8 protein-coding genes are annotated in these 12403 nt (G+C 47.5%); all 8 read right to left on the minus strand.

Annotated features, from left to right (window positions below):
- Window positions 1-403 precede the first annotated feature (403 nt).
- The 8 genes from B3157_RS08115 to B3157_RS08150 all read right to left on the minus strand — a co-directional run bounded on the left by B3157_RS08115 (window position 404) and on the right by B3157_RS08150 (window position 11742).
- Window positions 404-3208: a hybrid sensor histidine kinase/response regulator gene (locus B3157_RS08115; RefSeq protein ID WP_292590017.1), complete on the minus strand. Its 2805-nt coding sequence runs from the start codon at window positions 3206-3208 to the stop codon at window positions 404-406.
- A 47-nt stretch (window positions 3209-3255) separates the two neighbouring features.
- The gene (locus B3157_RS08120) at window positions 3256-3744 is read right to left on the minus strand and encodes a hypothetical protein (RefSeq protein ID WP_292590019.1); all 489 of its coding nucleotides are present in this window, start codon (window positions 3742-3744) and stop codon (window positions 3256-3258) included.
- 162 nt (window positions 3745-3906) lie between these two features.
- Complete coding sequence (locus B3157_RS08125; RefSeq protein ID WP_292590021.1) at window positions 3907-4575, minus strand: lipid-binding SYLF domain-containing protein; 669 nt, start codon at window positions 4573-4575, stop codon at window positions 3907-3909.
- Between the two features lie 26 nt (window positions 4576-4601).
- On the minus strand, window positions 4602-5126 hold the full coding sequence (locus tag B3157_RS08130) for a hypothetical protein (protein WP_103133766.1): 525 nt from the start codon (window positions 5124-5126) through the stop codon (window positions 4602-4604).
- On the minus strand, window positions 5123-5836 hold the full coding sequence (locus tag B3157_RS08135) for a glycerophosphodiester phosphodiesterase family protein (protein WP_292590024.1): 714 nt from the start codon (window positions 5834-5836) through the stop codon (window positions 5123-5125). The genes B3157_RS08130 and B3157_RS08135 overlap by 4 nt, the downstream gene beginning before the upstream one ends.
- A 1494-nt stretch (window positions 5837-7330) precedes the next feature.
- Window positions 7331-8428 (minus strand): ABC transporter ATP-binding protein, encoded by a 1098-nt coding sequence (locus B3157_RS08140; protein WP_292590026.1) that lies wholly within the window; start codon window positions 8426-8428, stop codon window positions 7331-7333.
- 23 nt (window positions 8429-8451) lie between these two features.
- The gene (locus B3157_RS08145) at window positions 8452-10665 is read right to left on the minus strand and encodes an ABC transporter permease (RefSeq protein WP_292590028.1); all 2214 of its coding nucleotides are present in this window, start codon (window positions 10663-10665) and stop codon (window positions 8452-8454) included.
- A gap of 75 nt (window positions 10666-10740) precedes the next feature.
- On the minus strand, window positions 10741-11742 hold the full coding sequence (locus tag B3157_RS08150) for an ABC transporter substrate-binding protein (protein WP_292590030.1): 1002 nt from the start codon (window positions 11740-11742) through the stop codon (window positions 10741-10743).
- Window positions 11743-12403: the final 661 nt, after the last annotated feature.

A 12403-nucleotide genomic window follows, 5' to 3' on the forward strand; every position in this document is an offset into this window, starting at 1 on the left:
ATGGGTATTCTAGGGGGCTCGCTTGATGCGGCAACTGTTCTCGTGGCTAGCATTTCAGTGGGAGTCTGAATAGATTATGCGATCCACTTCATCGAAAGAGTAATATCAGATCTCAAGATGGGGCTGCGTCTTCAGGAGGTTTCTAGCAAAGCTTCAAGAACCGGGGGCCATGCGTTGCCGGTGAATGCGGCGACTCTGATTTCGGGATTGCAGTTCTCGCTTTTTCGAGATTTCTAACCTTTCGGTATTTGGTTTGCTAACGATTTTTAATATGGCGATCAGTTCTATGTCCACACTTGTAATAATACCGGCGATTCTTAGCTCTAGCAGACTTGAATCAAAGTTGACAGAGAAGCTTTCGAGAAAAACAAAGTGATACGTCCTCAGGTTACTTCGGCCAGCACTACGCCCAGAGTTTTCTATAGAGTTTCTTAAGCTCCAATATACAGTCTGCAATCGTTTTGTCGTCTCCGCTCTTTCCTGCTGTTTCAAGCTTGAATCCAACTTCAGACAGCTCTTCAACGCCGTACATTCTTCCGGAGCCCTTGAGGCTGTGTCCGTCTCTGGAGATGGAGTCGAAGTTTCTTCTTTCCAAAGCGTTCTGAATCTCGTCAATGGTTTTGTGGATGTGTTCCCCATATTCTTCGAACATCGCCGAGGCCTCTTCGAACGACAAGCCCATATCCTTAGCGAAGAGAGAGATGCTGTCTTGCGTATGCTTGGCCTTGTAAGATCTTGCCTGTTCTCCATCTCTCTTTTTGCCGGTCTTGCCATAGATGCCAAGATGATAGCGAACTACCTCGAGAAGATCAGACTGACTCACGGGCTTACCCAGGAAGCCGTCACAACCGGCTTCTATGGTTTTCTCCTCATCTCCCTGCATGGTATGGGCAGTCAGAGCTACTATAGGAATCTTGTAGCCCTCTTCTCTCAATACCTTTGTGGCTTCGTATCCATCCATGATCGGCATCTGCATATCCATCAGAACGAGATTGTACTTGTTGTTCCGTATCATCTCAACAGCATTTTTGCCATTGCTTGCCAGATCGACCGAATATCCTGCTTTCTCCAGCACTTCCTTTATCAACAACTGGTTGGCCTCGTTGTCTTCGGTCAGCAGAATCCTGTACTTCTCACTGCCTGCTTTCGGAGCGAGTTCGAAGTAGTTGCCTATACTTTTCATCAGCTCCTCTTCTCTTACCGGCTTCTGGATAACTTCATCTACTCTGTCGCCGAACTGGACTTCGTCTTTGGCAGCATCCGTGATTGCGATAATTGAAGCGTCGTAGATACCATCAAGGGCAGTAAGGGCCTCGCTAGCTTTTTTTGGAGTGTCTACGATCGCAAGTGATGCGCCGAGATCCTTAACCGCTCTGGAGAGATTTGTAAGGTTCTTGACGGGTTGATAATGAATGCCGTTTCTCGTTAGCATGGAGCCGACAATAATCAAGAAATCGTCATCGTCAGATGCGAGAATGACCTTTCCGGCCATAGGGATTTCGGCTCTCTCCTTTTGTTTTGGAGCTTCTTTAGAAACCTGCGAAGGTATTCTGACGGTCACTTTAGATCCTTCCCCAACCTTACTCTCGAATCTGATCGTTCCCCCCATGAGCTCAACTATCTTCTTGGTTATTGCAAGACCTAGACCCGTTCCACCAAACTTTCTGGACATGGTTCCGTCTGCCTGAATGAATGGCTCAAATATCTCTTCCAGCTCGTCCCTGGAGACCCCGAAGCCTGTATCCTGAACGGTATATATGAGATACTTTCCATCATAATCAAGCAGTATCGAGACGTATCCCTTCTCGGTAAACTTCAGTCCGTTGGAAATCAGATTGGTCAGGATTTGCCTCATCCTGAACTCGTCACCATCTACATACTCCGGGACTCTTTCCGTTACGCTGTTTGCAAAATGCAGACCCTTAGAATAGGCCATCGGCAGGTAAGTTTCAGTAAGCTCATTGACAAGTTTCGATGGGCTGTAAGGGGAGATCATGAGGTCGAAACGGGCCGCTTCAATTTTGGAGAGATCAAGCACATCGTTGATAAGGCTTAGAAGGTGTTCACCGCTTCTATAGATAGTCTTAAGGTATTTCATCTTTTCGAGGTTCGTCTCGTCGTTCATAAGAAGCTCGGCGAACCCAAGGATAGCGTTCATTGGAGTCCGCATCTCGTGTGACATGTTCGCCAAAAACTCCGATTTCATCTTACTTGCCTGCTGGGCCTCTTTAGATACTTTTCTCAGGAGCTCGTTGGAATTCTTCAATCTGTCCAGTGTCCTCTCTATGAAGACCATGGTGTTGTTGAGTTCAGAGGCTATCTCGCCAAGCTCGTCATTCGAATTGATTTTGACTCTGGAAAACGACCCCTTCTTTATCGACTCAAATCCCTTCAGCAATTCCGAAAGGGCTTTGGATATATGAGCGTTTAGCGAGAATGAAAGTACGAAGGAAAAACCGAAGACACCCAGGACAACGATGCTGATAATCGGAAGCAGTCTGTTTCTTAGCTTGACGAGGAGGCCCTGTGATTGCAGCACATAGATATCTGCGCCCCCAATTGAGACCTTGTCCACAATGAACAGAGAACCAGACGAGAAGAAAGAGAAAGTCGGTCTGGGTTCTCTGACAGTGAAAGGTGTCTCTTCCGACCACTTCTCCTCATCCAGAACAGTCCTCACATATAATCCTGAGTCCGAGAACTCTCTCGGAATAACAAAGTAATCGCCGATTAGCAGGAAGGCAATCCCATCCTGTCCGATAAACGACGAAAGACTCTCGATATCGTTGTTGTCGAAGATAATCCCTGCAAGGTACGGAACTTCATTGCTGACTACTGTAGAGAAGTACACGAGCTGCCTTTCAAGCATCTTAAATCCGTTTCCCGACCTTTCGATCTTATCAATCTCTTCGTCGGAAAGAGCCGACCTGTTAAGAATTATCTCTCTCTCATCACCGAGTTGAACGAGAATGTCATACCCACTTTCTAGGACATGCTCGAGAGCGTAACGATCGACAAAGAGTTTCAGATCTCTGCGCAGATCTATGAACCACTGAAAGACAGACTGTTTCTTTTCGGTTAGATAGCTCTTGTACTCATCGGTTGCTGTTTGGATGAAAGTGATCGCCAGCAACGTTACAAGCAAAGTTAGCACCGCAAGAACGAAGAGCAGGAACTGTAGTGAGATCTTTCTGCTAAGCTTTCTCATTTACTTTCTCCGCTCTATTCTCTGAATGCGATCGTCTAACTACATCATTAGTCAACGTTGAACTCCCATTTGAAGGTTGCTCTACTTCCGTTCAGAACAACCGAATAGTAAACTGACGTATCGAGATAACTCGAAAGAGCAACTACTAGTCTATTTGAATCTATCAGAATAAATGGATCATACCTTGCAGTTTGAACAAGAAACCCTTCCCCAATTACATAAAGATCTGCCCAAATCCCGTTCACAGGTTCGCCACGTTTGCATTTCCCTGTCACAGTAACATTTAGAAACGATACTTCCGAAGAGTTCTCCGGCAGCTCAAAAAACAAGAGCCCCACTAGATCATCGATCGGGATGCCCAGTTCCGAGACGGCTTCATAGGGAATTGCAGTAACGGTTGCGGAGCTGCCGCCTTCCATCTCAAAGCCCTTAGAATCCGCACTATGGCAGCTGCCCTTGAGGCTCTCAATCGTTTCGATATTCACAGCGAGACCAACCGCTACAAGAGCAATGAACAGAACCAAGAGAAGTCTCAAAACCTCACCTACCCTATCTCACTAAGGAAGAACTACCTTGGTGCCATTATAGTACGTGAAGGCTGGATATCGAAAAAACAGAAGCTCTCAAACCTGAGCATCGAAGTTGAGACCCGATTTGCTTTTCGGAATATTGCAGTTTCTTATTGCTAAAGCGCAAGGCTATTCTTTGGGGCCAATCAATGAATTGAGAAATCCAACAAGCTCTTCGATTCCCACTCCGCTTGCTTCCCTCTCAATAATCTCGGTGGGAGTAAGCGATAGCCCATAGTAATCCCTGTTTGTTTCGGTGTCCTGGCGTACAATCGAACCGCCCAGTGATACACCGGCGAAGATGCCGTTACTAACTGAATAAGAGTAAATGGCAGCTTCTAGTTTGTAATCAGTATCTGCAGAGAGGGTCTTGCCCGTAGGCCCGGCCGAAATCGAGGCGCTTCCGCCAAGGGTAACGTTATTGCTTAGAAAACCTTCAATGCCCTTCTCGTTCATAATGACAAGCACCAGACCGCTCTTTTGAACGCCGGCCTGAAATCCGTAGCTTATACCGTACAGCTTGAGAAACAACGGTCCATACCAGCGGCCATCTTCTCCTCTCTTGAGCAGAAAACCCTCTCCGAACTGCCCGCCGAATCCAAGCGCGGCTTTCACCATCTCAGGGTAAATCACTATTCCGCTAGACTTACTCATCAACTCAGCAAAAGATCCACTGTCTTCCGTTTCCGAAAGCTCTTGAAGAATACTTAGGGCACTTCGAATCCTTTCTTTGGGCAAGCTTGCTCCGAATGCCATTAAAGAAGCCATAAGAATCACCACCACGAAAAGCCTTTTCAAGTCAATCCCCTTCCGAAGTATCGAGTCTACTTCACTCTTAGAAAAACCTCCTGCCTTTCCTGACCGAAGGTTACGCTAGACAATCTAAACTCTCCTTTTGAAGATATTCTTGGAACATCGGCGTTGTTGACAACAACGTTCTGATACTGGAAGTACGGCAAGTCCTGAACTATTGGGAAGAAACTTCCCTTCGAGTCGGTCACGCCATATAGAAATCGCAAGGCATCGAGTACCTCTGATTTGATCACTGCAACCGTAACGTAGCCTCCCTTAACTTCACTTTGAGGGAAGTCCTTTGAGAAGATCTCTCTCCCTTCCCCGTCGTAAACGGCAATAGTAAGCTGAGGTTTTCCTGAAACGTCTAGCTTGACCTTTCTGAAATCGATCTCACTCTCCTCAATTCCCGAAAGAGCAAGAATCTCTTCCCGAGAAAGCGATATTTGCTCTTCGGGCTGGACTGTCTTCTCTCCGCAAGAGGATACAAGAAGCATCGTCAGTGAAGTTAAGATTAGAAAGGTGACAATAAGGCTTTTGCGTATATTTTTCTTCATACTACCTCCCTCATCTTATCAGAACAGTCAGTGATCAAAAAGTCGCAGACTTCCCTGACCTTGAGGAGCAAATTCTGATCGTTCAGCGTCCAGAGTGAAATTTTGGTTCCGCCTTCACGTACCTTCCGCAACATGGAGAGGCCCTTTTCCAGTCCCAAATATTCGAAGAGATCTTTATTGAGATTTACTGAGTAGGGCTTGTACTTCTTTATGACGCCCGCCAGATACTCTTCGCCGCCGACTTGGCGGATCTCTTTATCTATTATAGGTGCAATCATTGGATTGCCGAAGAACTCCTCGGTGAATGCAAGCAAACAATCATGATGAAAAGAGGAGAACATTGTTCTCTCAACCGCATCAAACCTCTTGATAATCTTTATTACTTGAGGGACGGCTTCAACGGCCTTGATTTCGACATCAATAAATGTCTCTTCGGGGAGCTCTTTGTAAACCGTTTCGAGAGTAGTTAGAGAATCAAATCCAATCAGGTCCATCTTGTCCAGTTCGTCCAGTGTCGTTTCAGATAGCTTGACATCCAATCCCATAGTTCTCTTGAGATCGGGATCGTGATTCAAGATCACTGCGCCGTCCTTCGTAAGCCTTACGTCGAGCTCAATGCCATGTGCGCCAAAGGACAGACCCTCCTCAAAAGACTTCAGCGTATTCTCGTATCTGCCCTTCCCCATACCCCTATGAGCTAAAACCAACATCAGAATCGCCTCCAAAAACGGCATATAGCGTTGCTGAATTCATTCTACTTTGTTAGCCCAACTCAGTCAAGGCATTCGAAGGCAAGAACACGCCAGTCTGCTGACGCAATCCAGTCAGGCTTCGCCTGGCCAGTCACACCTAAGGCGAGACTGGCCTTTGCGAAGCAAACACTGGCCACCAAAGGTGACTGGCTTCTCAAGAGCCGCTGGTCGCTGATGAAAAACACCGTTGCCCGTCAACGGTCCGCCGTCCTCGAGATGGAGCAGTTGCAAGTTGTCAGTTTCAAGTTGCAAGCTGAATAAGAACCGGTTATCCGTTCTCGGTTCACCGTTCTCCGACAAGAGCTAGACCAGTTGCAAGTGCCAAGATGCAAGTTGCAAGCCCTAAAGTAAAGAAAAAGTCAAATCCCGTCATTCTGATAAAGCTTCAGGTCAGAATCTCGATCTTCACGTGAACGCAACGGCTCCTTTGCCCGCGAAGTAGAACTGGCTTTGCCAAATCGGTTTGGCATTCTTGTAGTTTTTCTCGCCACAGCTTGCAGTGACTGGCTTTTGAAGATCCGCTATACGCTGAAAGATCAGTTGCAAGTTGTCAGTTCCAAGTTGCAAAACTTAGAAGAAGCCTACGTCAGCAGACTGACTTCCCTCTCTCTCTTCTCTCGTGAGCGTAGCGAACCTCTCTATGCTCTCTTTCTCGATTGTTTTTGTTTTGCCCGCGAAGCGGAACTGGCCACCAAAGGTGACTGGCTTCTCAAGAGCCGCTGTACGCTGAAAGATCAGTTGTAAGTTGTGAGTTCTAAGTTATAAGCCAGGGGTTGAACAAAAACATCGCATTCCGTCATTCCGACAAAGCTGGTCGGAATCCTGATGCTCTTGCTTCATTGCCCTAACCAAGAACGAAGAAGCAGATACTCGCACTCTAGGTCATCCTGACAAGCTCTTGGTAAGGATCTCCGTGAATAATAGTACAGAATCCAAGAATCGGTTAATCCCCACTTTTGCCATTGAAGATGAAGAAAGAGATCCCGTGCACATGCATCACGGGATGACCCTGAATAGTAGTCCAAAAAAAGAGCCCCCAAACAGGAGCCCCAAACAAGAGCATTTTAGGGCAGGCTTACGGGTTATGAAGTAAGGAGTGTGTACGAGTGACATGGGAGGATAGCCTTCTCTTGCATCGCGTCATTCTGAGATGATCCTGCTCAGAATCTCGCTCTTCTCGTGATTGAGCGAACTCTCGATAATGCTCTTTCTCGCTTGATGTTATCCAAGGACTGGTCCATGATCCGGGACGTGCAACGAAGGACGGTTCTTAAGAGATGCTGAAACAAGTTCAGCATGACGCATTGTTAGATTCTCTGAACGATCTCGATCTTCCTACATCTATTCTCAAACCTCTGACCCCGGCCTTTGCTCACAACTCACAACTTGCAACTTGGAACTGATATTTTGCTTTTTCCAACCTCCCTCCTACCCGCAACCACGGTCTTACCCTCATTCATCCTTATTCGGCAGCACTTTTGCCAGGTTCGGGATAATGCCGATGGAAACCTTCTCTCCCTCGGGATAAATTTTCTTTTCGGCGGGGTTGTCTATCTGCACCAGGAGTTCTCCGTGCTCGGTTGCCACATATGATTCGAGGCTTCCACCGAGATATATGTTTGTCGTTACCTGGCCTTCAATCATTCCCTCTCCGGGATCAACGAGTTTGAGAGACTCGGGTCTGGCCATAATCACGGCGGCTTCTCCAGGTGATAATTCCGGCGAGAACTTGCCAACCTCCACTGTTTTGTCTTCAAACTTTGCTTTGCAGGTTCCATTCATCTCGAGAACCTCCACCGGTAAGAAGGCTACTTTTCCTACAAACCCCGCAACGAACTTTGAGTTTGGATCCTCATAGAGCACGTTCGGTGAGCCTATCTGCCTTATGAAACCGTTCTTCATCACGATTATCCTGTCCGAGAGACTCATTGCTTCGACCCTGTCGTGAGTCACGTATATCGTGGTGATTCCAAGCGTCTTCTGAATCCGCTTTATCTCGACTCGCATCTGTTCCCTCAACAGGGCGTCCAGATTTGAAAGAGGCTCGTCTAGAAGCAGTACGGAAGGCTCCACGATCAGGCTTCTCGCAAGGGCGACACGCTGCTGTTGGCCGCCGGAGAGTTTCGAAGGAGCCCTCTGGGCCAGATCCTTCAAGCCGACCAGATCGAGAGTGCTCATTACTTTGTCCTTTATTTGCTTTGTGGGAAGCTTTCTCAGTTTCAGGCCGTAAGCAACGTTGTCAAAGACGTTCATGTGCGGAAAAAGCCCGTAACTCTGAAATACTGTAGCAGTATCTCTTTTGTTGGGCGGCAGAAACGTGATGTCTTCATTCCCCAGAAAGATCTTTCCCTTTGTGGGCAGTTCGAATCCACCGATCATCCTGAGCGTCGTCGTCTTCCCGCAACCAGAAGGACCCAGCAGAGTGATTAATTCACCGGGTTCTATATCAAAGTTGGCATTGTTAACGGCTATAACATCTGCCTTCCCTTTGACATCTTTGAAGACCTTGGTGACGTTTTCGATCCTAACTGAGACAGAAGTCTTTGACATCCAACCACCTCGCAAACCAATTATCAGTTTAGAGTTACGTTCTTTTCCATGTACTCGTTCTTTCGCACAAGAAGTCTCATCAGTCCGAACGCTCCGAAGACGATGATAATCAATACGGTGGAAAGAACGCTAGCCAGTCCGAATCTTATCGATTCTGAGAAGTTATATATGAGAACCGTCATGTGGTACCACTTAGCGGATATCAGGAATATGATCGCACTGACGGCAGTCATCGATCGGACAAAAGTGTATGACATCCCGGAAATGAATGCCGGACGTATCAGAGGCAAGACGATCGTCCTGAAGACCGTAGTCGAATCCGCGCCAAGATCCTGCGCGGCCTCCTCTATAGCGGGATCTATCTGCCTGAGAGTGGCCACTCCTCCTTCGACACCGACGGGCAGCTCCCTTATTATGTAGTTGATAACGATAATTGCCCCAGTTCCAACGAGAATCAACGGGGGTTTGTTGAAGGCAAGCACATATGAGATACCGATCAGCGTCCCCGGTATGGCGAACGGTGCGAGAATCAACCCCTCAAGAACCCTCTTCCCCACAAACTTCTTCCTGACGATTACCAGCGCAGCCATCATCGCTATCAGTCCGGCGAATGGTGTGGCGATTGCCGACAGGGTGAAGGTGTCTACAATCGCGTCCCTTCCTCTCTGCAGCGCTTCCGTTATGTTCTTCAGAGTGAAAGAGTAGTCTATACCCCAGTTGGCTACGAAGCAGCCGGCCACTATCGTTCCATACAGTCCGAGGATAAAGACGATGATGAGAACGATAAACGTTATGAGGCCGAATTTTACAGGCTTTGAAACTAGATCGCTCAGTCTCGAAGAGGGCTTTCCGGTTACAGTTACGTATGATTTCCTGCTTACCCAGAATCTTTGAACTAGGAAGGCCGTTAGTGTAGGCATAAGCAGCAGTATGGAAAGAGCCGCACCATGGCCCAGCCTGTTTCTTCCTGTGACTTCAATGTATGCCTCTACCGAGAGCACCCTGTAAGATCCCGCCAGGAGCAGTGGGTTTGCAAAGTCAGCGAGGGAGTTGGTGAAAACGAGCAGCCAGGAACTGAGAACACCGGGAATAGCCAAAGGGAAGGTGACCTTCGAGAAGGTCTTCCATCTGCTACCGTTAAGGTCGAGAGAAGCCTCCTCGAGTGTAGAGTCGATTGCCTGTAGAACTCCCGAAAGAGTGAGGAAGGCAATCGGGAACATGCCGATAGTCTGTACGGCTGTAAGGCCGCCAAGTCCGTATATGGTAAAGTCTTTCAGCCCGAGTATTTGCTTTGTTATCAGTCCGTTGCTTCCAAAGAGCAAAATCAGTGACAAAGACAGGGAAAATGGCGGAGAGATTACGGGCAGAAGCCCCATAGTGCTCAGGAACTTCTTTCCTCTTATGGCCGTTCTGTTTATGACAAAAGCGAAGATGAACCCAATAATCGTGGAGAATGTAGCCGTGAGGATGCCAAGTCTTACGCTCCCCCACAGCGCACCAAGATACTGTCTGGAAGAGAGAATTGTGACCCAAGTACGCATCGAGAATTTGCCGTCGGCCAGAAAGGTCAATCTGATAGCCTCAAACAGAGGATAGGCTACGAATACTCCGACCATCAAGAAAAGGCCGAGAATAACATATCCTATTACGGGATCTCTGAAGAATTTCGAGATGAAATAAATGATAACGAAGACAGCGAATGCGGCTATCATAAATAAGTTTAGTAGATTTGCGTAATTCTCCCCAGCCTCTGCAGACATCAGAAATAGCAGAAAGCCCGTAACGTCGTAACGAGTTTCGTCTATCAGTGGTGCAAACACCAGCGTAACACTCTTTCCTTCGAATGAATACTTGAGGGAAGAGTAGTAGTTCTCAAGATAGTAGACGCTTTCAAGTCCCTTGTCGAAGTCCTCCGAACTGTAATTCGATTCATAGAAGCTTCTCAGTTGTTCGTTCGGGGTCAAGATCTGCAGTTCATCCCAGCCGGGTACTCCGTGAACATAGATTATTTCCGCTTCGTCGAACTCCTTGCTTACTGCGGTAATCCAGTCCTCGGCAAGTTCCCTGTCTCTTGGTGCCGATTCGGCAAGAACCGTAACCAGCTGCCTTTGGTTGTCTCTAACAACCTTAAAGAAAGAGTCTTTCAATGTATCGAAGATCCAGAAAAGGGCGACAAAGACTAAAACACTAATCAACGCGAACGATAAGAGTTTTCTCCAGGAATACAATCCGATCACACCCCAAGAGTAACCTTGATTGGTGAAGCCAAAGTGAAGAAGAGCAGGAGACTAGCTCCTGCTCTGATCAACCAATTATTCTACCCCGCCACCTATTTCTTCCGTCCAGCGATCGAGCAGTCTTTCTTTGTTCTCAGCATCCCAGACATAATCCTGGTGAACTGTCTTGATTTCTTCCATGCTGAAAGAGAGCGGATGCTTCGGAGCGATCCTTGAAACTGGTATAACGTACCAGCCTGCAATGATTGCCTGTGCCTCTTCGGTCAGTATCCAGTCATACAACTTCTTCGCATTGACAGGATCCGGTCCGCCCTTGATCAAAGACATCGAAGCGATCTCGAAGCCTGTACCTTCTTCGGGAACGGTTATAGTAATGTCGGCACCTTCGGCCTTCAGCTTGACCATGTCATGGGCATAACCTATTGCGAAGGGTATCTCTCCAATCGCAACGCTCTTTCCTCCTGCCGAACCGGATCTCGTGTACATCTCGATGCTTCTGTCCAGTTTCTTCAGATAGAGGAAGGCGAGGTCCTCGTCCCCTCCGAAAAGAGAAATCATACACGTAATAAGGTTGTAGGCCGTCCCAGAAGTATTTGGATTCGCTACCCTTACGAGATTCTCATATTTGGAATCTAGTATGTCGAACCAGCCCTTCGGTGGTTCAAGTCCTAGCTCAGCTGCACGACCATTGTGAGTGGCGAATGCCAGAGGTCCAAGGTAGAGACCTATCCAATAGCCTTCGGGATCCTTGTATTGCTCGGGAGTATTTGCGGCCGCCCGAGAGAAATAAGGGGTTGTGAGACCCTTCAGCTTTGCACTGATATGATTCAGTCCCACTCCTCCAACCCATATCGAGGCTTGAGGATTCAGCTTTTCAGCCTCCATCCTTGCTTCGGCCTCTCCACCGGAGAGCCTCACCCAGTCAACCCTGATACCGGTGACTTCTTCATACTTGTCGAAAAGCTCTTTTGCCGCAAGCTCTTCAAGAGTCGTGTAAACGGTGAAAGAATCGGCGGCGAGAAGGGTTACGGAAAAGGCAACACAGATGACAGTAATCAAAACCAGAAATCTTCTCATTCAAAGAAACCTCCTTGAAAGATGTGTGATTTTGGAGAACAGTTGTCATTGTTGCGTTAGATTAAGGTAGGATGAATTATGTGACTTGTGGTGATTATACCATTGAGAAGACTGAAAACTAACGCACACGCACACAGATTTTTTCATTTTCGTGGAGAAAGGCAGCCAGTCTGTGAGCCGGGTTATAGAGTTCGGTTCGGTAAGAGCGGGTGAAGCAGATTGTGGGGATACTCAGGTTTTAAATTGTCCGTCCCCTACGAAAACCTCGCAGCTTGCCATTCTGAAACAGGAGCCGCCCTTGGAAAGATCCGCTGTACGCTGAAAGATCAGTTGCAAGTTCTCAGTTCCAAGTTGCAAGCTGAATAAGAACCGGTTATCCGTTCTCGGTTCACCGTTCTCCGACAAGAGAGCAAGACCAGTTGCAAGTGCCAAGATGCAAGTTGCAAGCCCTAAAGTGAAGAAACGTCAAATGCTGTCATTCCGACAAAGCTCCTGGTCGGAATTCTGATGCTCTTGCTTCATTGCCCTAACCAAAAACGAAGAACAGATCCTCGCTATGGAACTAAGAACAGTTTTCTTCGGTGAACGGAGAACCATTCAACGGTGATCCGGTTTAACTCGCTCTTTCCAACCGGTGAGTAGCCCGGGGGGATTTCACCCC

This window comes from Mesotoga sp. UBA5557 (genome assembly GCF_002425715.1).
Classification (GTDB): domain Bacteria; phylum Thermotogota; class Thermotogae; order Petrotogales; family Kosmotogaceae; genus Mesotoga.

Bases quoted from the DNA above. Each gene is read 5' to 3' on its own strand.
- B3157_RS08115 (WP_292590017.1), bottom strand. From the start codon at position 3,208: ATGAGAAAGCTTAGCAGAAAGATCTCACTACAGTTCCTGCTCTTCGTT.
- B3157_RS08130 (WP_103133766.1), bottom strand. From the start codon at position 5,126: ATGAAGAAAAATATACGCAAAAGCCTTATTGTCACCTTTCTAATCTTA.
- B3157_RS08135 (WP_292590024.1), bottom strand. From the start codon at position 5,836: ATGTTGGTTTTAGCTCATAGGGGTATGGGGAAGGGCAGATACGAGAAT.
- B3157_RS08140 (WP_292590026.1), bottom strand. From the start codon at position 8,428: ATGTCAAAGACTTCTGTCTCAGTTAGGATCGAAAACGTCACCAAGGTC.
- B3157_RS08150 (WP_292590030.1), bottom strand. From the start codon at position 11,742: ATGAGAAGATTTCTGGTTTTGATTACTGTCATCTGTGTTGCCTTTTCC.